The sequence below is a fragment of the Pseudomonas sp. TH32 genome (assembly GCF_016650855.1).
GTDB lineage: Bacteria > Pseudomonadota > Gammaproteobacteria > Pseudomonadales > Pseudomonadaceae > Aquipseudomonas.
Window position 1 is genome coordinate 3,244,388 of record NZ_JAEKFA010000002.1, and the last position, 22,692, is coordinate 3,267,079.

Genomic DNA, 22,692 nt, shown 5'->3' on the forward strand with positions numbered 1-22,692 from the left:
CAGCGATGCGGCGACCCGACAAGCCAGCTCCTACATCGAATGCATTCCACAATGGAGACTTTCGGCGTGTCAGGGAGGGGTGTTTTTTAAACGCCCCGCCGTGTCGATACTCACCACCACCGACAACCCCGGCCGCAGCCGCTCACTCTGCTCCTGGCCCGGGTCCACGGTGATCCGCACCGGCACGCGCTGGGCGATCTTCACGAAGTTGCCGGTCGCGTTATCCGCCTGCAACAAGCTGAATTCCGACCCGGTGCCCGGTGAAATGCGCTGCACCGTGCCGTGAAACTTGCGGTGGTTGAGGGCATCCACCGTGAAGGTCACCGGCTGGCCGACCTGCACGTTGTCCATCTGGGTTTCTTTCATGTTGGCGATCACCCACAGCTGGTTCGGCACCAGCGCCATCAACTGCGCACCGCTGTTGACGTAGGCCCCGAGGCGCACGCCAATCTGCCCCAGTTGCCCGTCACGCGGGGCGATGATCCGGGTGTTCGACAGGTCGATGCGCGCCAGTTCCACCGCCGCATCCGCGCTGGCCACCGCCGCCTCCAGCGAGCCGCGATTGACGATCACCGTCTGCAAATCCTGCCGGGCGATTTCCAGGCTGGCCTGGGCCTGGGCCACGGCCGCAATGGTCTGCGCATTGGCGGCGCGAGTCACGTCCAGCTCGCGCCTGGACACCGATCCGTCGCTGATCAATTCTTCGTTGCGGCGCAAATCCGCGGTGCTTTTGCGGGCCTGGGCCTGGCTGTCCATCAAGGCCGCCTGGCGCAGCTGGATGGTAGCCTCGGCACTGTTGCGCTGCTGCACCACATTGGCAAGGGACGCCTGCTGCACCGCCAATTGGGCCAGGGCCTGGTCGAGGCGCTGCCTGTAGATGCGGTCATCGAGGCGCACCAGCAAATCCCCGGCCTTGACGTACTGGAAGTCCGTCACCGGCACCTCATACACATAGCCGCTGAGCTGCGGCCCGATAATCGTCACCTGGCCACGCACCAGGGCGTTCTCGGTGGTTTCCACGGCACTGCTGAAGGGCGGCAGTTGCCAGGCGTAAAGCACGATCAGCACGCCGACAATCGCAATCGCGGCAAAGCCCATCGAGGAGATGATGCGCACCCGCAAGGAGCGCGGTTCGGTGGCCGGCATGCTCGGCGGTGCGGTGCCTTCCGGCGTGGAAGCGATGGCGTTGGTGGTGGTCGTCGTCGGTTCGGTCATGAAGAAAGTGCGCCGCTGGGTTGAACGGGAGGCGCTGCACTGGCGGCAGCTTTAGTGGTACTCATCAGCCAGAGGCTGCGGATAAAAATCCAGATCATGGTGAGGATGGCGATGATCGCGATCAGCATGAACACATCGTTGTAGGCCATCACATTCGCCTCGCGGGTGGCCGCCGTGGCCAGGCTGCGAATGCCCATCAGGTTACGCAACTCGGGGTCGGCAATCACCCCGCCATAGGCCGAGCCGCCGCTGGCCACCCGCGCGGCCACACGCGGGTCGAGCAAGGTCAGGTGTTCGACGATCATGCTGGAATGGAATTTCTCCCGCACGATCTGAAACGTGCCCAGCAATGCCGCGCCGATCAGGCCGCCGAGGTTCTGGCAGATCCCGAACAGCACCGAAAAACTCACCAGGTTCCTGGGGTTGGTCAGCACGTTCTTCGTGCCCAACACCATGGTCGGCCCAAGGAAGAACGTGCCGCCAAAGCCTAGCAGGAACTGGCTGATGTACATGTTTTGCGGGCGCGTGAGGTTGCTGGAGAAACTGTCCATCACCGAGCCCACGGCCATGAAGGCCAGGGAAATGATCAGCGGCATCAGCAAATGCGCCGGGTTGATGGTCAGCGCGCTGACGGCCAGGCCGGCAATCGCCCCCGCCAGCATCACCCAATACAGCGTGCGCATCTGCTCGTTGCTCATGTTCAGCATCTGCATGAAGCCCACGGCGCCGGTGGACTGTTCCGAGAGCACCATGCGAATCAGGATCACCGCCAGCGCGAGGCGAATCATCGCCCCGCTGCCCAGCCAGCGGGTCATCAGCAACGGATTGGCGCGGTTATGCTCAATGGCCAGGCCGGCCATGATCAGCACCAGCGAGCAGGCGGAGGCGATGCCGATCCACGGTGCTTCCAGCCACCAGTCGATACGGCCCAGGGACAGCACGGCGCAGAGCAAGGCGACACCCGTGGCGAGGATCGCGAAGGTGAGGAAGTCGAGCTTTTCGAAGGTCTTGAAGCGATCGCCCGGGGGCAGCTTGAGCAGAAACACGCAGCCCAGGCAGGTCAGGGCCATGCCCAGTTCGAACAGGTACAGGCCGCGCCATTCGGCGATTTGCAGCAGGTCTTCGGAGAATAACCGGGCCAGGGGCAACGCGAGCTGTGCGGTGCCCAGGCCGAGAACCAGGGCTTTCATTCGCCATTTTGCGGGGAATGCCTGGATCATGTAGTACAGGCCCAGGGAACTGAGGGCGGCGCCCACCATGCCGTGGGCGGCCCGTACGGCGATGGCCGAGCTGAGGTCGTTGACGAACAGGTGGCCGAAGGTGACCAGGGCGTAAAGCACCAGGAACACTTCGGTGAAGGCACGCAGGCCGAATTGCTGGCGGAATTTGACCAGCAACAGGTTCATGGAGACGTTGGTCATGACATAGGCGGCGGGGAGCCAGGCCATTTCTGCGGTAGTAGCGCCCAAGGCGCCTTGCAGGTACACCAGGTTGGCGATCACCAGCGAGTTGCCGAGGCCGCCGGTGATTGCCACCAGCACGCCGACCAGGGCGTAGGCCCAGCGTTTGCGGGTGGAATGCAGCGGCGTCGACGGCGAGCCCGGCAGGCTCGGGCGTTCGTGGGGCTGCCAGGTGTGGGGGGTGTATTTGTCCATTCAGTGACCTTGATGACCGACGTGCAAGGCCGGTGAAACCCTTACTCAGAGAGTAGTTAACCTGAGTCCGGTTCATCTTGCCATCTTGGGAGGGGGTTTGGTGGGTGTGTATATCCGTTGCTGCGGTCAGGGCGGCTATTGGTTCCGCTCTTACAGCGGGCACAGTCAAATGTGGGAGCTGGCTTGCCTGCGATAGCATCGCCTCGGTGTACCTGAAAGACCGAGTTGTCTGCATCGCAGGCAAGCCAGCTCCCACAGAAAAGCAGAGCTGCAGCAGTTTCAGATTTGGTTTTCGCTTTGGCTTTTGCTCTGGCTTCTACCACTCAAGCCGGCCTGTAGGCCGCTGTGCTCTTGCTTTTGATCTTGATCTGACTGCCCCAATAAGCCCGAGGCCGAACGTAGGTATTGAGGAGCGGGTAAACCGGCAGGACGCCGGTTTAGCCGCGACGGGGCAGGGACGCCCCGTCGCGGCGGCCCGCGGAGCAATGCCGGAGTGAGGGAACACCGAGCCTAGGCGAGGTGCCGACAGGCGGGGCAGAGCGCTTTGGTTACTTTGCCGCTTTTGCAAAGTGACTCGCTGTAAGAGCGAAACCATAAGCCGCCGTTACCCAACTAACGGATATGTACACCGCCCCCCCACTCAAATCCACCCCAACCAACTCCAATACGTAGCCGCAAACACCAACATCAACCCATACCCAATCAACGTCACCAGAATCCCGACCTTGGCAAACTGCCGCGCCGTGAACGTCCCGGTCCCCAAACACACCATATTCTGCGGGGCGTTGATCGGCAGGATAAACCCGTAGCTCATCACAAACCCCAGCAGCATGGTCATCCCCAGGCGACTGAACTCCCCGGGCAACGTCTGCAACACCGCAATCAAAATCGGCAACAGCGCCGAGGTCAACGCCGTCGCGCTGGCAAACCCCAGGTGAATCACGATCAGGAACGCCCCCAGAATCGCAAACACCCCCAGCGGCCCTACCTGATCCAGGCCGGTGTGCGCCACCACCTGCGACCCCAACCACTGCCCCGCCTGCGTCGTGAGCAACGCCGTCCCCAGGCTGATACCCACACCAAACACAATCACCGTGCCCCACGGAATCCGCGACTGCACATCCTTCCAGGTCATCACCCCAATCCCCGGCATCAGCAAAAACACCAACCCGGCATACGTCGTCGAGGTCGTATCAAAGCTGTGCAACCGCCCTTCCGTGGCCCAGGCCAACAACAGCAACACCGACACCGTCAGCAAGCGCTTCTGCGGGCCGGTCATCGGCCCGATGTCCACCAGCGACTGCGCCACCGCCTCCTTGCCGCCGGGAATGCTGTCACTTTCCGGCGGCAACAGCTTCAGCACCAGGAACAACAACACCGCCGACATGATCAGCGCCCACGGCGCACCGGCGATCAACCAGTCGATCCACGACACGCGCTGCCCCAGCATTTTGTCCATGAAGCCGACGGTCAGCAGGTTCTGCGCCGCCGCCGTCTGGATGCCAACGTTCCAGATGCTGGTGCCCTGGGCCACGACGATCATGATCCCGGCCGCGATATTGGAGCGTTTGTCCACGCCAAACGCGGCGATCACCCCCATCATGATCGGCACCACACACGCGCTGCGAGCCGTCGCGCTGGGCACCACCAGGCTGAGGAGGATGGTCACGGCAATGGCCCCGACAAGAATGCCCCGGGTGCTGGTCCCCACGCGGGTCAGCGTGACCAGCGCGATGCGCCGATCAAGACCGGTATGGGTCATGGCCGCTGCGATAAACAGCGCGCCGGCTACCAGGGCCAAGGCGGGGTTGGAAAACCCGGTCAACGCCATGCTGATGGCCGGGCTGGAACCGATCAGGTGCGTGGGGTCTTGCAGCGACGGCGCAGTGCCGAGCAAAAACGCCATCAGGGAGGTGATCATGATCGCGCTGGCCTCGTAGGAGACCGCTTCGGTGATCCACACCACCACGGCAAACGCGAGGATCGCCAGCATTCGGTGCCCGGCCACCGGCAAGTCGGCCGGCAGGGGCAACAGCAGCACGCCGACCATCACCAGCACGCCGACGACCAGGCCCAAGGGCAACTTGAAAGAAGCAGCAGGTGTTGCGGGGGCGCTCATGGGGTTCTCCGTCGGCCTTTAAATCAGGCCGACAGCATGAGGCAAAGCGTCACGACGGGTGTTGACGGGTATCAAGGTGCCGACCGCTTAGAAGGCCGCCCGCCACAGCATGCCCACCGCCACCAGCACGCACAGGGTGGCAAAACCCACCTGCAGGGTGCGCGCCTTGATCACCGAGCACAGGCGCCGGCCCGCCAACATGCCGACAATGCTCGAACCGATAAACACCCAGCCCATCGGCTCGATACTGACCCCGGCGTGAAACGCGCCGATCACGCCGATCAACGAGATCAGGCTGATCACCATCAAGGAGGTGGCGACGATGCCGCGCATTTGCACGTCGGTCAGTTGCTTGAACGCCGGCACGATCAGAAAGCCGCCGCCCACACCGAGCAAGCCCGATACCGCGCCGGTTACCGCGCCCAGTGCCGCCAGGGTGGCGGTGCACTTGGCCGTCCAGGAAAAGCGCCCGGTCTGTTGGTCGAGCATGCAGTTCTTCTGGCCCCAGGACGCGGCGCCGTGGTCACTCGGGCCGGCCTCCAGCTTCTCTCGCTGCAACATGCGCCAGGCCACCAGCACCATCAGCGCACTGAACAGGCCCATCAGGACCTTCTCCGGCATCTGATGGGCGAAGAACACCCCCAGCGGCGAAAACAGCGCGCCGAGCAGCGCAATCAGCAGCGCCGCGCGGTAACGCACCAGGCCATGGCGCAACCCATCCAGGGCCCCCACGGCGGCGGCGGCACCCACCGCGAACAGCGACACGGGCGCGGCCTGGGTCATGGTCAACCCCAGCCCCAACACCAGCGCCGGAACGCCAAGAATGCCGCCTCCGGCACCGGTCAAGCCCATCACCAACCCCATCAACACGCCCAGAACACTTGCCAGCAGCATAGGGTTGCCTCAATCCACCTTGGCCAGACGGGTCAGCCACTCGCGGCCCTTGAGCATGCCGTTCCAGTAGAACCACGGCAGGAAACTCGCCTTGAGGAACCACGCCGAACGCCGCGCCACGGTCGGGTCGAGGGGGAACGTCGGCAGCAGCTTGCCGCCATAACCGAACTCGGCCAGCACCACCTTGCCCTTCTCCACCGTCAACGGGCAGGACCCGTAGCCGTCGTATTTGAGGGGCATCGGCGCCTGTTTGCGCAGGGCCAGCAGGTTTTCCGCCACCACCACGATTTGCTTGCGCACCGCGGCGGCGGTCTTGGCGTTGGTGGTGGAGCACACATCGCCCAGGCCGAAGATGTGCGGGTAGCGCAGGTGTTGCAGGCTCTGGGGATTCACTTCGCACCAGCCGGCAGCATCGGCCAAAGGGCTCTGGCGGATAAAGTCCGGGGAGACTTGCGGTGGGACGACGTGCAGCAGGTCGAAGGTTTTCTCTTCGACCCGCACGTTGCCTTCGGCGTCCTTGATTTCAAACCAGGCTTTGCGCGCCGGGCCGTCAACCTTGATCAGGTTGGCGTTGAATGCCAGCTGCGCCGAGTACTTTTCAACGTACTTCATCAGCGGCGGAACGAAGGTCGGCACGCCAAACAAGGCAGCGCCGGCCAGGTTGAATTCGACCTTGATGTTTTTCAGGTCACCCTGCCTGAGCCAGTGATCGCAGGACAGGTACAGGGCCTTTTGCGGGGCGCCGGCGCATTTGATCGGCATGGCCGGTTGGGTAAAGAGCGCCTTGCCGTGCTTGAGTTGCTGCACCAGTTGCCAGGTGTAGGCGGCGTGCTCGTAGCTGTAGTTGGACGTCACGCCATGTTGGCCGAGGGTTTCCGGCAGGCCTTCGATCTTTTCCCAGGCCAGGCGCAGGCCCGGGCACACGATGAGGTTTTTCCAGGTGACGCGCTGGCCGCTGTCGAGCACCAGGGTGTGCTCCTCGGGCAGCAATTCGCTGACCGCTGCCTGGATCCAGGTGACGCCGTTGGGCAGCACGTCGGCCATGGGCCGCACGGTCTTGGTCACGTCATACGCGCCACCGCCGACCAGGGTCCAGGCCGGCTGGTAGTAGTGATGGTCGCTGGGTTCGATCAGGATGATGTTCAGGTGCGGGTCGCGCTTGAGCAGGCTGGCCAGCAGGCCGATGCCTGCCGAGCCGCCACCGATGACAACGATATCGCCACTGATGGTAGGTCCCCAGTGTTGGTCGTTCATGGTCTATGGCCTTTCGTTTAAAAGTGCACACAAGGGTCGTTGCCGTACGGCGTCACGCCCAGCTTTTTATCACTGCGCCGCAGTACAGGCCGGACAGCGTCTTCATCACTTGAATCACTTCGTGGCTGGCCAGCCCGTAGAAAATGTATTTGCCTTCCCGACGGGTGGCCACCAACCCTTCGTCCCGCAGGATGCCCAACTGTTGCGACAGGGTGGGTTGGCGCACGCCGGTCATGGTTTCCAATTCGCCGACATTGCGTTCACCCTGGGTCAACTGGCAGAGAATCAACAGCCGGTCTTCATTGGCCAGGGCCTTGAGCAAGGCGCAGGCCTTGGACGCGGAGGCACGCAATTGCGCGACTTCGCCTTCACTCAGGTTCGATTCCATTTGCGTGTGGCTCTCTCTGTCACTTAAGCTCAAAACATTATGTGTAAACGTAAAGTGATTGTAACTACTTATTTGGGACAACCGTCATGCCAGCGTTGATTCAATCCTTTCTGGACGAGGCGTCGTCGACCTACACCTACGTCGTCTATGAAACGGACGGTGGCCCCTGCGCCATCGTTGATTCGGTGCTCAATTACGACCCGGCCTCCGGACGCACCGGCACCGGCCAGGCGGACCAGGTGATCGCGTTCGTGCGCGAGCACGGCTTGCAGGTGCAGTGGCTGCTGGAGACCCACGCCCATGCGGATCACCTGTCGGCGGCGCCTTACCTGCGCCGACAGCTGGGGGGCAAGATCGCGATTGGCGAGTCCATCAGCAAGGTGCAGGGGGTGTTCAAGAACCTGTTCAACCTGGAGCCGGAGTTTCGGGTGGACGGGTCGCAGTTCGACCATCTGTTTGCGCCGGATGAGGTTTTTCAAATCGGCACGCTGAAGGCCCAGGCGCTGCACGTGCCGGGGCATACGCCGGCGGACATGGCTTACCTGATCGATGACCAGTTGATTCTGGTGGGCGACACGCTGTTCATGCCGGATGTGGGAACGGCCCGCTGCGACTTTCCCGGTGGGGATGCGCGCCAGCTCTATGGGTCGATGCGCAAGCTGTTGGCCTTCCCGCCTGACACCCGCCTTTATGTGTGCCATGACTATCCGCCCGAAGGCCGCGCAGCCAAGTGCCTGACCACGGTGGCTGAACAACGGGCGGGCAATATTCATGTGCATGACGGGGTGGATGAGGCGGCGTTTGTAGCAATGCGCACCACGCGGGATGCCGGGTTGGGCATGCCGACGTTGTTGCTGCCGGCGATTCAGGTGAATGTGCGGGCCGGCGTGATGCCGCCGGCGGAAGAAAACGGTGTGGTGTACCTGAAGATTCCGCTCAACCAACTTTGAAATGCACTGCCAATTGTGGGAGCTGGCTTGCCTGCGATAGCGGTGTGTCAGACAGCGCATCGGGTGGCTGATACTCCGCCATCGCGGGCAAGCCCGGCTCCCACAGTTGGGCTGTGTTGTTTATGAACAGGGTGTACTAACCGAGATTGATGCCGTTGGCCGGCAGCGGCAGTGCCGTCTTGTAGCGCACCTGCTTGAGGGCAAAACTGGAGCGGATGTTGGCGACACCCGGGACTTTGGTCAGGAAGTCCATCATGAAGCGCTCCAGAGACTGGATGGTCGGCACCAGCACCCGAATCAGGTAGTCGGGGTCGCCGGCCATCAGGTAGCACTCCATCACTTCGGGGCGATCCGAAATCGCCCCTTCAAACTGCTGCAACGCCAGTTCGTTCTGTTTTTCCAGGCTGACATGGATGAACACATTGACGTGCAGCCCCAGCAGGTCGGCGTCCAGCAGCGTCACCTGGTCGCGTATCAACCCCAGTTCTTCCATGGCCTTGACCCGGTTGAAACACGGCGTGGGCGACAGGTTGACCGAGCGGGCCAGGTCGGCGTTGGTGATGCGGGCGTTCTCCTGAAGGGCGTTCAGAATGCCGATATCGATACGGTCCAGTTTGCGCATGAGACAAAACCACCTGTTTATTATGTTTATGCAGTTTTTTTATCCCCAAATGATCTCCAACGCAACGAAACAGAGATAAATATTCTCCTGAGCCGAGCCTATGATTGTTGTAGGACAAGATTTCTTCTACCCGAAGAAGGACTGTCAGCTACCGCGCCCACTACAAGAAATTCACAAGATAGAGCGTAGAAAGCCATGACTCAGCAGTATGAACCACTGCGCCTGCACGTCCCCGAACCCTCGGGCCGCCCAGGCTGCAAGACCGACTTTACCTACCTGCGCCTGACTGACGCAGGCACCGTGCGCAAACCCCCAATTGACGTAGAACCCGCCGACACCGCCGACCTGGCCAAGGGCCTGATTCGCGTGCTCGACGATCAGGGCCAGGCCCTGGGCCCATGGGCCGAAGGTGTGCCCGTCGAGATTCTGCGCAAGGGCATGCGCGCCATGCTCAAGACGCGAATCTTCGACAACCGCATGGTGGTCGCCCAGCGTCAGAAAAAGATGTCGTTCTACATGCAAAGCCTTGGCGAAGAAGCCATCGGCAGCGCTCAGGCCCTGGCTTTGAACATCGACGACATGTGCTTCCCCACCTACCGCCAGCAAAGCATCCTGATGGCCCGGGAAGTGCCGCTGGTAGACCTGATCTGCCAACTGCTGTCCAACGAGCGTGATCCGCTCAAGGGCCGCCAGTTGCCCATCATGTACTCGGTAAAAGACTTCGGTTTCTTCACCATTTCCGGCAACCTCGCCACCCAATTCGTACAAGGCGTGGGCTGGGGCATGGCCTCGGCCATCAAGGGCGATACCAAGATTGCCTCGGCCTGGATCGGCGACGGTGCCACCGCCGAATCCGACTTCCACACCGCCCTCACCTTCGCCCATGTGTACCGGGCGCCGGTGATCCTCAACGTCGTAAACAACCAGTGGGCGATCTCCACCTTCCAGGCCATCGCCGGCGGTGAAGCCACGACCTTTGCCGGACGCGGCGTAGGTTGCGGCATCGCTTCCCTGCGGGTGGACGGCAACGATTTTGTCGCGGTGTACGCCGCCTCTGCCTGGGCCGCCGAACGCGCCCGCCGCAACCTGGGGCCGACCCTGATCGAGTGGGTGACCTACCGCGCCGGCCCGCACTCCACCTCCGATGACCCGTCCAAATACCGTCCCGCCGACGACTGGAGCCACTTCCCGCTGGGCGACCCGATTGCCCGCCTCAAGCAGCACCTGATCAAGATTGGCCAGTGGTCCGAAGAGGAGCACGCGGCGGTCAGTGCCGAGCTTGAAGCCGAAGTGCTCAAGGCCCAGAAAGAAGCCGAACAGTACGGCACCCTGGCCGGTGGCCAGATTCCAAGCGCCGCGACCATGTTCGAAGACGTTTATAAAGAGATGCCGGAGCACTTGAAGCGCCAGCGTCAAGAGTTGGGGATCTGACATGAACGATCACAACAACAATATCCAGCTGGAAACCGCCATGACCACCACGACCATGACCATGATCCAGGCCTTGCGCTCGGCCATGGATGTGATGCTTGAGCGAGACGACAACGTGGTGGTGTTCGGCCAGGACGTCGGTTACTTCGGCGGCGTGTTCCGTTGCACCGAAGGCTTGCAGAACAAGTACGGCACCTCGCGGGTGTTCGACGCACCGATCTCCGAAAGCGGCATCGTCGGCGTGGCGGTCGGCATGGGCGCCTACGGCCTGCGCCCGGTGGCCGAGATTCAGTTCGCCGACTACGTATACCCGGCGACCGACCAGATCATTTCCGAAGCCGCCCGCCTGCGTTATCGCTCGGCCGGCCAGTTCACCGCACCGTTGACCATGCGCATGCCCTGCGGCGGCGGTATCTACGGCGGCCAGACCCACAGCCAGAGTATTGAAGCGGTGTTCACCCAGGTCTGCGGCCTGCGCACAGTGATGCCGTCCAACCCTTACGACGCCAAGGGCCTGCTGATCGCCTCCATCGAAAACGATGACCCGGTGATCTTTCTCGAACCCAAGCGCCTGTATAACGGCCCGTTCGACGGCCACCACGACCGCCCGGTAACCCCGTGGTCCAAGCACCCCCAAGCGCAAGTGCCGGACGGTTACTACACCGTGCCGCTGGATGTGGCCGCCATCGCCCGCCCGGGCAAGGACGTGACCATCCTCACCTACGGCACCACCGTGTATGTGTCACAAGTCGCCGCTGAAGAAACCGGCATCGATGCCGAAGTCATCGACCTGCGCAGCCTGTGGCCGCTGGACCTGGAAACCATCGTCAACTCCGTGAAGAAAACCCGTCGCTGCGTAATCGTTCACGAAGCCACCCGTACCTGCGGGTTCGGCGCCGAGCTGGTGGCGCTGGTGCAGGAGCATTGCTTCCACTACCTGGAAGCGCCGATCGAGCGCGTTACCGGCTGGGATACCCCGTATCCCCACGCGCAAGAGTGGGCGTATTTCCCTGGCCCGACCCGAGTGGGCGCGGCTTTGCATCGGGTTATGGAGGTCTGAATGGGCACGCACGTTATCAAGATGCCGGACATCGGCGAAGGCATCGCAGAAGTTGAATTGTCGGTGTGGCACGTCAAGGTCGGCGACCTGGTAGTAGAAGACCAGGTGCTGGCGGATGTGATGACCGACAAGGCCATGGTGGACATTCCTTCGCCGGTGCACGGCAAGGTGATTTCCCTCGGCGGCGAGCCCGGCGAAGTCATGGCGGTGGGCAGTATCCTGATCAGTATCGAAGTGGAAGGCGCGGGCAATACCCGGGAGTCGGCGTTGTCGGCGGTGGTTGAAGACGTCGCGCCTGCGCCTGCACCGGCTCAAAAAGTTGAAGCCAAGGCCGCGCCCGTGGTTGAGCCCAAACCGGCCGCCAGGCCTGCGGTGGCGGCACAAGCCCCAGTGGCCCGCGAGGCCGATGACCGTCCGCTGGCCTCCCCGGCCGTGCGCAAACATGCGCTGGATGCTGGCATCCAGCTACGACTGGTGCAGGGTTCCGGCCCGGCCGGCCGGATTCTGCATGAAGATCTGGACGCTTACTTGCTCCAGGGTCCGGCGAAAAACTCCGCGGCCTCCAACCCGTACGCCGAACGCAACGACGAGCAGCAAATCCCGGTGATCGGCATGCGCCGCAAGATCGCCCAGCGCATGCAGGACGCCACCCGGCGTGCGGCGCATTTCAGCTATGTGGAAGAGATCGACGTCACCGCCCTCGACGAGTTGCGGGTGCACCTCAACGAGAAACACGGCGCCACCCGCGGCAAGCTGACCCTGTTGCCGTTCCTGGTACGGGCCATGGTCGTGGCGTTGCGGGACTTCCCGCAGATCAACGCGCGTTATGACGACGAAGCCCAGGTGATCACCCGCCTCGGCGCGGTGCATGTGGGCGTCGCCACCCAGAGCGATGTCGGCCTGATGGTGCCGGTGGTGCGTCACGCCGAAGCCCGCAACCTGTGGGGCACGGCGCAAGAAATCAATCGTCTGGCGAGTGCGGCGCGCAATGGCAAGGCCAGCCGCGATGAGCTGTCGGGTTCGAGCATTACCCTGACCAGCCTTGGCGCCTTGGGCGGGATTGTCAGCACACCGGTGCTGAACCTGCCGGAAGTGGCCATCGTGGGGGTCAACCGGATCGTCGAACGGCCGATGGTGATCAAGGGCCAGATCGTGATTCGCAAGATGATGAACCTCTCCAGCTCCTTCGATCACCGGGTGGTCGATGGCATGGACGCGGCGCAATTCATCCAGGCCATCCGTGGCCTGCTCGAACAACCCGCCAGCCTGTTCCTGGAGTAACCCATGTCTCAAACATTGCACACCACGCTGCTGATTATCGGCGGCGGGCCTGGCGGTTATGTGGCGGCGATTCGCGCTGGCCAACTGGGCATCCCGACCATCCTCGTGGAAGGCCTGTCCCTGGGCGGCACCTGCCTGAACATCGGCTGCATTCCATCGAAGGCGCTGATCCATGTAGCCGAACAGTTCCAGCAAACCGTGCACCACAGCCTGGGTTCACCGTTGGGCATCGAAGTCGATGTGCCGACCCTGAACATCGGCAAAAGCGTGGAATGGAAAGACGGCATCGTCGACCGCCTGACCACCGGCGTTGCGGCGCTGCTGAAGAAACACAAGGTGCAGGTCATTCAAGGCTGGGCCAAGGTCGTCGATGGCAAGACCGTAGACGTCGGCGACCAACGCATCCAGTGCGAGCACCTGGTGCTGGCCGCCGGTTCGAAAAGCGTCAACCTGCCGATGCTGCCAATTGGCGGGCCGATCATCTCCTCCACCGAAGCCCTGGCGCCGAAACGCATTCCGAAACGCCTGATCGTGGTGGGCGGCGGCTACATCGGCCTGGAGCTGGGGATTGCCTATCGCAAGCTCGGCGCCGAGGTCAGCGTGGTCGAGGCGCAGGACCGGATCCTGCCGGCCTACGACGCCGAACTGACCCAGCCGGTGGCCGAGTCCCTGAAGCAACTCGGTGTGAAGGTGTTCCTGAAACACAGCGTCACCGGTTTTGAGCACAACACCCTGCAAGTGCGTGACCCCAGCGGCGAGACGCTGTCGCTGGAAACCGACCAGGTGTTGGTTGCCGTTGGTCGCAAACCCAACACCCAGGGCTGGAACCTTGAAGCCTTGAACCTGGACATGAACGGCTCGGCGATCAGGATCGACAGCCGCTGCCAGACCAGCATGCGCAATGTGTGGGCGATCGGCGACCTGAGTGGTGAACCGATGCTCGCCCACCGCGCCATGGCCCAGGGCGAAATGGTTGCCGAACTGATCAGCGGTAAAACCCGCGAATTCAACCCGGCAGCGATCCCGGCGGTGTGCTTCACCGACCCGGAACTGGTGGTGGTCGGCAAGACCCCGGACGAGGCCAAGGCCGCCGGGCTGGACTGCATCGTGTCGAGCTTCCCGTTCGCCGCCAATGGCCGGGCCATGACCCTGGAGTCGAAAACCGGCTTCGTACGGGTGGTGGCGCGCCGCGACAATCACCTGATCGTCGGCTGGCAGGCGGTGGGCGTTGGCGTCTCGGAACTGTCCACGGCCTTTGGCCTGAGCCTGGAAATGGGTTCGCGCCTGGAAGACGTGGCGGGCACCATCCACGCCCATCCGACCCTCGGCGAAGCGGTACAGGAAGCGGCGCTGCGGGCCCTGGGGCATGCATTACACATGTGAAGGGGGATGCGAATCCCCCCGCTAATGAAGTATTGTTGCGCCCATCCAGAAATAAACCATAAGCCTGCCTTCGACCAGGCGGTTGACAAAAGATAGAGGGTGTCATGGGTAACGAAAGCATCAATTGGGACAAGCTGGGTTTTGACTACATCAAGACCGACAAGCGTTTCCTCCAGACCTGGAAGGACGGCGAGTGGCAAAAAGGCACCCTGACCGACGACAACGTGCTGCACATCAGCGAGGGCTCCACCGCCCTGCACTACGGCCAGCAATGCTTTGAAGGCCTCAAGGCCTACCGCTGCAAGGACGGCTCGATCAACCTGTTCCGCCCGGACCAGAACGCCGCGCGCATGCAGCGCAGCTGTGGCCGCCTGCTGATGCCGCAAGTGCCGACCGACGCCTTTATCGAAGCCTGCAAGGAAGTGGTCCGCGCCAACGAACGTTTCATCCCGCCGTACGGCACCGGCGGCGCGCTGTACCTGCGCCCGTTCGTGATCGGCACCGGTGACAACATCGGCGTGCGCACCGCGCCGGAGTTCATCTTCTCGATCTTCTGCATCCCGGTAGGCGCCTACTTCAAGGGCGGCCTGACCCCGCACAACTTCCTGATCTCCGGTTACGACCGTGCGGCGCCAAACGGCACCGGCGCGGCCAAGGTCGGTGGCAACTACGCTGCCAGCCTGATGCCCGGCTCCCTGGCCAAAAAGCCAACTTCGCCGACTGCATCTACCTCGACCCGGCCACTCACTCGAAAATCGAAGAAGTCGGCTCGGCCAACTTCTTCGGGATCACCCACGACAACAAGTTCGTCACCCCGAACTCGCCGTCGGTGTTGCCAGGCATCACCCGCCTGTCGCTGATCGAGCTGGCCAAATCGCGCCTGGGCCTGGAAGTGGTTGAAGGCGACGTGCTGATCGACAAGCTGTCGGACTTCAAGGAAGCCGGCGCCTGCGGTACCGCGGCCGTGATCACCCCGATCGGCGGCATCGAGTACAAAGACAAGCTGCACGTGTTCTACAGCGAAAAAGAAGTCGGCCCGGTCACCCAGAAGCTCTACAAAGAGCTGACTGGCGTACAGTCCGGCGACGTCGAAGCGCCTGCGGGCTGGATCGTCAAGGTCTAAGCAACACCGCAAAACAAAATGTGGGAGCGGGCTTGCCCGCTCCCACATTTTGTTTCCAGCGTTTGGAAAATCGAGCTTCAGGCCTTATCCATCGGAATATTTTCCAGGATCTTCTTGCCCATGCTGATCCTCGGCTCGGCGCCATAACCCAGCGCCTCATAAAACCCCATCACCGCGTCATTGCCGCTGGTGATCTGCAGGTTGATCTTCATACAGCCCAAGGCGGTCAACGCCTGCTCCGCATGCCGCACCAGCGAGGCGCCCAGGCCCTGGCGGCGATAGTCGTTGTGCACTGCCACCGAATACAGCCAGCCACGATGCCCATCGTAGCCCGCGAGGATGGTGCCGATCACCGCCTTCTTGTCGGTGGCCACGAAGAACAACCCATCGTTGACCGCCAACTTCTTGTCGATCGCCAGGCCCGGCAGGTTATGCGCCGCGTCATAACCAAACGCCGCCTGCCACAACGCCACCACCTGCGCCCGATGCGCACGGTCGCGATAGGCGCCGATGGGATGGCGGGATGACAACGCCTTCTCCATTACCAGCGTGCGCTCATTGCCGTGATAGACATCGCGCACCGTGTGAAAACCCAGCTTGGTGTAGAACGGCTCGGCGGTCAGGGAAGACGGCACATGCAGCGAGGTCACCCCGGCTTCGCGGGCGCGCAACTCGATCTCAATCATCAGCAAGCGCCCGATGCCCTGCCCTTGCAGCGCCGGATTGACGAACACCGAGCGCACCACATTGGCATCCAGCGCGGCAGTGGCCACGATCACCTCATCCTGGATGGCCACCAGCACCGTTCGACGCCCGAGCAATCCCACCACAGCCTCGGGGGTAAAGTTGCTCGCCACCCGCGCAATCACATCAGCCGGGTAATCCCGGGCGTTGCTGTCATGCAGGGCCGCCAGGATGACCTGGCTGATGCCCTCGGCATCGGTGGTTTGGGCGAGACGAACTTCAGTGGGCATGGTTTCTCCATCCAGACAAAAAACCTCAGGCAACACAATACCAATGTGGGAGCGGGCTTGCTCGCGAAGGCGGTGTATCAGCCACCGAATTTATTAACTGACCCACCGCTTTCGCGAGCAAGCCCGCTCCCACATTTTGATCTCCACTCACCTCCACAGCCGATTCGGCTGCCCCACCCCACTTTTCAGCTTTCCCGGCTGAGCCACCCCCTCACTTCAGCCGGGATTCTTCCTTCACACCGCACAAAATAGCCTCACTGCCCAACCCCATGGACCCGTGCCCCCATGCAAACCACCAACACTGTCCTGATGATCCGCCCGGCGCACTTCGCCTTTAACCCGGACACCGCGATCAACAACCGCTTCCAGCGCGCGCCCCTCGACCCGGTGGCCGCACAGCAGAAAGCGCTGGAAGAGTTCGACGGCTACGTCGACACCCTGCGCCACCACGGCGTGGAAGTGCTGGTGGTTCAAGACACCCCCGCCCCTCACACCCCGGATTCGATTTTCCCCAACAACTGGTGGAGCAGCCACGCCGACGGCAGCCTGGTGCTCTACCCGATGGAAGGCCAGAACCGACGACTGGAACGCGACAAAGGCGTGCTGCAAGTGCTGGAGCAACGCTTTGCGATCCACAACACCATCGACTTCAGCCACCTCGAACAACAGAACATGTTCCTGGAAGGCACCGGCAGCATGGTCCTCGACCGCCAGCACCGCATCAGCTACGCCTGCCACTCCGGGCGTACCCATCAGGATGCCCTGCGCCAGTTCGCCGAACGTCTGGACTACCAGGTCTGCGTGTTCCACGCCGTCGACCGCCACCAGGCGCCGATCTACCACAGCAACGTGATGATGAGCGTCGGCCGCGACCTCTCTGTGGTGTGCCTGCAAGCCCTGCCCGACGACCACGAGCGCCAGGCCCTGGAACGTTCCCTGCGCGACACCGGCAAAGACATCGTCGCCCTGGACTTCGACCAGCTGGAAGCCTTCGCCGGCAACATGCTGGAAGTCCATGACCGCGATGGCCAGCCGCTGCTGGTGATGTCGGCCAGCGCCTGGGGCTCGCTTAAACCGGCCCAGCGCCAGCACGTGGAACGCCATACCCGGCCGGTGGTGGTGAACATCGACAACATCGAACGCATCGGCGGCGGCAGTGCCCGCTGCATGTTGGCGGAAGTGCACCTGCCCGCCCGCCCCTCATTTCAATAAGGAGTCTTCCCATGACCCGCTATATCGACGTCAACGACTTGAGCTACCTGGTTTCGCAAAAAGGCCTGCAAACCTGCATCACCGAGATGGCCGAGTACATCCGCGCCGACTATCTGCGCTGGCAGGACTTTGAAAAATGCGCACGCCTGGCCAACCACTCCCCGAGGGCGTGATCGAGCTGATGCCGGTGTCCGACGCGTCGCTGTACGCCTTCAAATACGTGAACGGCCACCCGAAAAACACCCAGAGCGGCATGCTCACCGTCATGGCCTTCGGCGCCCTGGGCGATGTGGACACCGGCAAACCGGTGCTGCTGGCCGAAATGACCCTGACCACCGCGATCCGCACCGCCGCCACCTCGGCGCTGGTAGCGCGCTACCTGGCCCGGGACAACAGCCGCAGCATGGCGCTGATCGGCAACGGCTCCCAGAGCGAGTTCCAGGCCCTGGCCTTCCACGCCATGCTGGGCATCAATGAAATCCGCCTGTTCGACATCGACGCCAAGGCCACCGCCAAGCTGGCCGCCAACCTGAAAGCCTTCCCGGCGATCAAGGTAATCCTGGCGGGCAGCGTGGCCGAAGCGGTGAAAGGCGCCGATATCGTCACCACCGTGACCGCCGACAAGGCCTACGCCACCATCCTGACGGACGAGATGATCGAGCCGGGCATGCACCTCAATGCCGTGGGCGGCGACTGCCCGGGCAAGACCGAGCTGGACCGACGAATCGTCGAACGTGCGCGGGTGATCGTCGAGTACGAACCGCAAAGCCGCATTGAAGGCGAGATCCAGCACATGCCGGAAGATTCGCCGGTCACCGAGCTGTGGCAAGTGATCAACGGCCAGGCCCCGGGCCGCGAAAATGCGCGCCAGGTCACCCTGTTCGACTCGGTGGGTTTTGCCATCGAAGACTACTCCGCCCTGCGTTACGTGCTGGACGTGGCCAAGGCGCTGGACGTGGGCAGCGAACTGGAACTGGTGCCGGACCTCGCCGACCCCAAGGACCTGTTTGCCCGCCTGGCCCAGGCACCGGTGGCACAGCAGAAAAAGCGCGCCTGAGACCGCTCTGGGCTGCCGCTTTGCGTGAGGGGCAGCCCGGAAAAAGTCGACTGACAAGCCGATTTAGCGGGTGCCGCAGCCGTTTCCGCTGTGGCCCGCGTTTTAACAGCACATTCCGCCCGCCGCGGCAGGGGTAAACGACACAAAAAACGCACCATCTTGAAGCATTCTCTCTGGCAAGAAACATCCCTCGCCACAAAAGCCAGCTCGCCTTAGCTTTCAACTTTCTACTGCCCTGACATCAATTACAAAATATAGGGAATACACATGACTCCGCTCCGATCACTTTTCGCTGCGCTGCTCCTGCCATTGGCCGCCACGGCTGCCCAGGCTCAGGAATGGAAAGAAATCCGCTTTGGGGTCTTCCCCGAATACCCACCGTTTGAATCGGTCGCCGCCGACGGCAGCCTGCAAGGCTTCGACATCGACCTGGGCAACGCCATCTGCGCCAAGCTTGAAGTCAAATGCGTGTGGGTCCACAACGAATTCGACGGCATGATCCCGGCCCTGCGCGCGCGCAAGTTCGACGCCATCATGTCTTCCATGGCCGTGACCCCGGCCCGCCAGAAAGTCATCGACTTCAGCGATCGGCTGTTCCTCAGCCCGACCTCGGTGATCACCCGCAAAAGCGCCGACTTCGGCGACACCCCCGAATCCCTCAAAGGCAAACAGGTCGGCGTGCTGCAAGGCTCGCTGCAAGAGGCCTATGCCCGTGCGCACCTGGCAAAACTTGGCGCGCAGATCAAGGCGTACCAGTCTCAGGAGCAGAACTACGCCGACCTGCAAAACGGTCGCCTCGACGCCACCCTGACCGACAAGCTTGAAGCCCAGCTCAACTTCCTGTCCAAACCTGAAGGCGCCGACTTCAAGACCGGCCCGGCCTTCAAGGACCCGACCCTGCCGCTCGACATCGCCATGGGCCTGCGCAAGAACGACAAGGACCTGGTGGAACTGATCAACAAGGGCATCGCCGCTGTCCAGGCCGATGGCACCTACGCACAGATCCAGAAGAAATACTTCGGCGATCAGGATATCTACAACGAGTAACGGCCACTCAGCCCCTGTGGGAGCTGGCTTGCCCGCGATGGCGGTGGTTCAGGCACACATATGCCAACCGCCCCACCGCCATCGCAGGCAAGCCAGCTCCCACAGTAAATGTCTGCGCCCCATCGAGATCCCCCCTCCATGAATGAATTCCTCAACTTGCAAGGCTTCGGCCCGTTGCTGGCTCAGGGTGCCTGGATGACGGTCAAGCTGGCGTTCCTGGCGCTGGTGCTGAGCCTGTCCCTGGGACTGATCGCCGCCGGTGCCAAGCTGTCCAGCGTCAAGCTGCTGCGGGTTCCGGCCACGCTCTACACCACGCTGATTCGCAGCGTGCCGGACCTGGTGCTGATCCTGCTGATTTTCTACAGCCTGCAACTGTGGCTGAACGACCTGAGCGAAATGCTCGGCTGGGCCTACTTCGAAATCGACCCGTTCACCGCCGGTGTCATCACCCTCGGTTTTATCTACGGGGCGTATTTCACCGAGAACTTTCGCGGGGCGATTCTCAGCGTGCCGGCCGGCCAACTGGAAGCCGCGACCGCCTACGGCCTCAGCCGCTGGCAGCGCTTTCACCTGGTGCTGTTCCCGCAGCTGATGCGCTTTGCCCTGCCGGGCCTGGGCAATAACTGGCTGGTGCTGCTCAAGTCCACGGCACTGGTGTCGATCATCGGTCTGTCGGACCTGGTCAAGGCCGCGCAAAACGCCGGCAAGACCACCAACGACCCGCTGTACTTCCTGATCCTCGCGGGCCTGGTGTACCTGGTGATCACCACGCTCTCCAACCGCATCTTCAAACGCCTGGAACGGCGCTACAACGTCGGCATCAAGGGGATGGCGCGATGATCGAACTGATCCAGCAATACGGCCTGGCCTACCTGTTCACCGACGGCAACGGCTTTTCCGGGGTGGCGATGACCCTGTGGCTGTTCATTATCTCGGTGGTACTGGGCTTCTTCCTGTCGATCCCGCTGGCCATCGCACGAGTGTCGGAGCACTTCTGGATTCGCTGGCCGGTGGAGGTCTACACCTACCTGTTTCGCGGCACGCCGCTGTATATCCAGTTGCTGATTTGTTACACCGGCCTCTACGGCCTGGAGGTGGTGCAGGACAACGCCCTGCTCAACCAGTTTTTCCGCAATGCATTGAACTGCACGCTGCTGGCGTTTGTGCTGAACACCTGCGCCTACACCGTGGAAATCTTTGCCGGGGCGATCCGCAACATTCCCCACGGCGAAATCGAAGCGGCCAAGGCCTACGGCCTGCACGGCTGGCGCCTGAACCTGTTTGTGGTGGTACCCGCCGCACTGCGTCGTGCGCTGCCGGCCTACAGCAACGAAATGATCCTGATGCTGCACGCCACCTCCCTGGCGTTCACCGCCACCATCGCCGACATCCTCAAGGTGGCCCGCGACGCCAACGCCGAAACGTTCCTGACGTTCCAGGCCTTTGGCATCGCGGCCCTGTTGTACATGCTGCTGTCCTTTGCACTGGTGGGCCTGTTTCGACTGGCCGAACGTCGCTGGATGCGCTTTCTTGTTCCTACCCGAGGCTAACCCATGAATCAGTCCGCGCAGGCCCTGGCCACTTATCCCACCGATGTACGCCCTGCCGCCAAACCGGTTGCCGTGGCCGAGAACGCCAACGTCAAACTCCAGGTCGAAGGCCTGCACAAACGCTATGGTGAGCATGAGGTGCTCAAGGGCGTCTCGCTGAACGCGCGTAATGGCGACGTGATCAGCCTGATCGGCGCCAGCGGCTCCGGCAAAAGCACGATGCTGCGCTGCATCAACTTCCTCGAACAGCCGGACGCCGGGGTCATCACCCTGGACGGCATCAGCATCGAAATGCAGCAAGGCCGCGCCGGCACCCGCGCGCCGCATCAGGCGCAATTACAGAACCTGCGCACCCGCCTGGCCATGGTGTTCCAGCACTTCAACCTGTGGAGCCACATGACCGTGCTGGAAAACATCACCATGGCCCCGCGCCGCGTGCTGGGGGTGAGCGCCGCCGAGGCAGAAAAACGCGCACGGATGTACCTCGACAAGGTCGGCCTGCCGGGCCGGGTGGCGGATCAATACCCGGCATTCCTCTCCGGCGGCCAGCAACAGCGCGTCGCCATCGCCCGCGCCCTGGCGATGGAACCGGAGATCATTCTGTTCGACGAACCCACCTCGGCCCTCGACCCTGAACTTGTAGGAGAAGTCCTTAAAGTCATACAGACGTTGGCTGAGGAAGGTCGTACCATGCTCATGGTCACCCACGAAATGGGCTTTGCCCGGCAGGTGTCCAGCCAAGTGCTGTTTCTGCACCAGGGCCGTGTCGAGGAGCAAGGCGGAGCCGAAATCCTCGACCAGCCGAACAGCGAACGCTTGCAGCAATTTCTTTCCAACCGATTGAAGTGAACACCACACACCATGGATACCAAGGCCACCGGACCGAACGCCTCCCCTGTGCTGGACCGCATCGATGAAGCCATCATCGACGTGTTGCGGCACCAGGGACGCATCACCTACGAAAAACTCTCGTCGCTGGTGCACCTGACGCCCAGGCCGTGCCTGGAACGGGTGCGCAAGCTGGAGCGGCGCGGGGTCATCCGGGGGTATGGGGCGATCATCGATGTGCAGATGGTTTCACCGGGGCTGTCACTGCTGGTGCTGGTGGCCCTCTCCAACCAGAGCGGGCGCTCGGCGCAGAAAGCATTCGAGGCGTGCGTCAAAACCTGCCCGCAAGTGTTCGAATGCCAGTTGATCAGCGGGCCGTTCGACTACAGCCTGCGCATGCGCTGCCGGGACATGGAGCACTATCGGGTGCTGACGGAAACCTGGTTGAACAATGACGAGTTGCACATTGATAAATTGGTGGCGCATCCGGAGTTGGCGGTGGTGAAAAATACCGCCACGGAACTGGCCTGAACACCACCCGCGAAAACCACACACATCACTGTGGTGAAGGTGCCTCTGTGGTGAGCGGGCTTGCCCGCGCTGGGCTGCGAAGCAGCCCCAACAAAGTCACCGAGTTCTTTCAGATGGA

Annotated in this window: 19 protein-coding genes and 2 pseudogenes; 13 read left to right on the forward strand and 8 right to left on the reverse strand. The window is 62.4% G+C overall.

Features of this window, described 5'->3' with window-relative positions; genetic code table 11:
• Nucleotides 1–69 precede the first annotated feature (69 nt).
• The 6 genes from JFV30_RS18485 to JFV30_RS18510 all read right to left on the reverse strand — a co-directional run bounded on the left by JFV30_RS18485 (nt 70) and on the right by JFV30_RS18510 (nt 7,525).
• Nucleotides 70–1,215, reverse strand: a complete 1,146-nt coding sequence (locus tag JFV30_RS18485) for an HlyD family secretion protein (protein WP_201124853.1) — start codon at nt 1,213–1,215, stop codon at nt 70–72.
• Nucleotides 1,212–2,870 (reverse strand): MFS transporter, encoded by a 1,659-nt coding sequence (locus JFV30_RS18490; RefSeq protein ID WP_010166787.1) that lies wholly within the window; start codon nt 2,868–2,870, stop codon nt 1,212–1,214. Before JFV30_RS18490 ends, JFV30_RS18485 begins: the two co-directional genes overlap by 4 nt.
• Before the next feature lie 640 nt (nt 2,871–3,510).
• Nucleotides 3,511–4,989, reverse strand: coding sequence for a DASS family sodium-coupled anion symporter (locus JFV30_RS18495; protein ID WP_010166777.1), 1,479 nt, complete (start codon nt 4,987–4,989; stop codon nt 3,511–3,513).
• Nucleotides 4,990–5,076: 87 nt separating this feature from the next.
• Complete coding sequence (locus JFV30_RS18500; protein ID WP_201124854.1) at nt 5,077–5,883, reverse strand: sulfite exporter TauE/SafE family protein; 807 nt, start codon at nt 5,881–5,883, stop codon at nt 5,077–5,079.
• A 9-nt stretch (nt 5,884–5,892) separates the two neighbouring features.
• Complete coding sequence (locus tag JFV30_RS18505) at nt 5,893–7,137, reverse strand: FAD/NAD(P)-binding oxidoreductase (protein WP_201124855.1); 1,245 nt, start codon at nt 7,135–7,137, stop codon at nt 5,893–5,895.
• Nucleotides 7,138–7,189: 52 nt separating this feature from the next.
• The gene (locus JFV30_RS18510; protein ID WP_010166774.1) at nt 7,190–7,525 is read right to left on the reverse strand and encodes an ArsR/SmtB family transcription factor; all 336 of its coding nucleotides are present in this window, start codon (nt 7,523–7,525) and stop codon (nt 7,190–7,192) included.
• Nucleotides 7,526–7,611: 86 nt separating this feature from the next.
• Here JFV30_RS18510 and JFV30_RS18515 point away from each other — a divergent pair, with 86 nt between their 5' ends.
• A complete protein-coding gene (locus JFV30_RS18515) occupies nt 7,612–8,475 on the forward strand; it encodes an MBL fold metallo-hydrolase (RefSeq protein ID WP_201124856.1) in 864 nt (287 codons plus the stop codon).
• A gap of 136 nt (nt 8,476–8,611) precedes the next feature.
• On the opposite strand, the gene bkdR is transcribed toward JFV30_RS18515, so the two are convergent.
• On the reverse strand, nt 8,612–9,097 hold the full coding sequence (gene bkdR / locus JFV30_RS18520; protein WP_003212855.1) for a Bkd operon transcriptional regulator BkdR: 486 nt from the start codon (nt 9,095–9,097) through the stop codon (nt 8,612–8,614).
• Between the two features lie 195 nt (nt 9,098–9,292).
• Between bkdR and JFV30_RS18525 the strand changes: the two genes are divergently transcribed.
• The 5 genes and pseudogenes from JFV30_RS18525 (at nt 9,293) to JFV30_RS18545 (ending at nt 15,375) form a co-directional block, all read left to right on the forward strand.
• Nucleotides 9,293–10,528 (forward strand): 3-methyl-2-oxobutanoate dehydrogenase (2-methylpropanoyl-transferring) subunit alpha, encoded by a 1,236-nt coding sequence (locus JFV30_RS18525; RefSeq protein WP_010166769.1) that lies wholly within the window; start codon nt 9,293–9,295, stop codon nt 10,526–10,528.
• 1 nt (nt 10,529) lies between these two features.
• Nucleotides 10,530–11,588 carry an alpha-ketoacid dehydrogenase subunit beta gene (locus JFV30_RS18530; protein WP_010166768.1) on the forward strand — a complete coding sequence of 353 codons (1,059 nt, stop codon included), beginning with the start codon at nt 10,530–10,532 and terminating at the stop codon, nt 11,586–11,588.
• Entirely contained in the window at nt 11,589–12,869 is a 1,281-nt protein-coding gene (locus JFV30_RS18535) for a dihydrolipoamide acetyltransferase family protein (RefSeq protein WP_201124857.1), read from the forward strand. It begins immediately after the preceding gene.
• Nucleotides 12,870–12,872: 3 nt separating this feature from the next.
• Nucleotides 12,873–14,252, forward strand: a complete 1,380-nt coding sequence (gene lpdA, locus JFV30_RS18540) for a dihydrolipoyl dehydrogenase (RefSeq protein ID WP_201124858.1) — start codon at nt 12,873–12,875, stop codon at nt 14,250–14,252.
• 104 nt (nt 14,253–14,356) lie between these two features.
• Nucleotides 14,357–15,375 (forward strand): annotated as a pseudogene (locus JFV30_RS18545) (branched-chain amino acid aminotransferase).
• A 77-nt stretch (nt 15,376–15,452) separates the two neighbouring features.
• Here the strand turns inward: JFV30_RS18545 and JFV30_RS18550 are convergent.
• Nucleotides 15,453–16,349 (reverse strand): GNAT family acetyltransferase, encoded by an 897-nt coding sequence (locus JFV30_RS18550; protein WP_201124859.1) that lies wholly within the window; start codon nt 16,347–16,349, stop codon nt 15,453–15,455.
• A 285-nt stretch (nt 16,350–16,634) separates the two neighbouring features.
• Here JFV30_RS18550 and ctlX point away from each other — a divergent pair, with 285 nt between their 5' ends.
• The 7 genes and pseudogenes from ctlX to JFV30_RS18585 all read left to right on the forward strand — a co-directional run bounded on the left by ctlX (nt 16,635) and on the right by JFV30_RS18585 (nt 22,574).
• Nucleotides 16,635–17,561: a citrulline utilization hydrolase CtlX gene (gene ctlX / locus JFV30_RS18555; RefSeq protein ID WP_010166758.1), complete on the forward strand. Its 927-nt coding sequence runs from the start codon at nt 16,635–16,637 to the stop codon at nt 17,559–17,561.
• Nucleotides 17,562–17,572: 11 nt separating this feature from the next.
• Nucleotides 17,573–18,618: pseudogene (locus JFV30_RS18560) on the forward strand (ornithine cyclodeaminase).
• Nucleotides 18,619–18,885: 267 nt separating this feature from the next.
• Nucleotides 18,886–19,665 (forward strand): ABC transporter substrate-binding protein, encoded by a 780-nt coding sequence (locus JFV30_RS18565; protein ID WP_010166754.1) that lies wholly within the window; start codon nt 18,886–18,888, stop codon nt 19,663–19,665.
• Nucleotides 19,666–19,803: 138 nt separating this feature from the next.
• A complete protein-coding gene (locus tag JFV30_RS18570; RefSeq protein WP_201124860.1) occupies nt 19,804–20,505 on the forward strand; it encodes an ABC transporter permease in 702 nt (233 codons plus the stop codon).
• On the forward strand, nt 20,502–21,215 hold the full coding sequence (locus JFV30_RS18575; RefSeq protein ID WP_010166736.1) for an ABC transporter permease: 714 nt from the start codon (nt 20,502–20,504) through the stop codon (nt 21,213–21,215). Before JFV30_RS18570 ends, JFV30_RS18575 begins: the two co-directional genes overlap by 4 nt.
• A gap of 3 nt (nt 21,216–21,218) precedes the next feature.
• A complete protein-coding gene (locus JFV30_RS18580; RefSeq protein ID WP_207201882.1) occupies nt 21,219–22,064 on the forward strand; it encodes an ABC transporter ATP-binding protein in 846 nt (281 codons plus the stop codon).
• Nucleotides 22,065–22,076: 12 nt separating this feature from the next.
• Nucleotides 22,077–22,574: an Lrp/AsnC family transcriptional regulator gene (locus JFV30_RS18585; protein WP_201124861.1), complete on the forward strand. Its 498-nt coding sequence runs from the start codon at nt 22,077–22,079 to the stop codon at nt 22,572–22,574.
• Nucleotides 22,575–22,692: the final 118 nt, after the last annotated feature.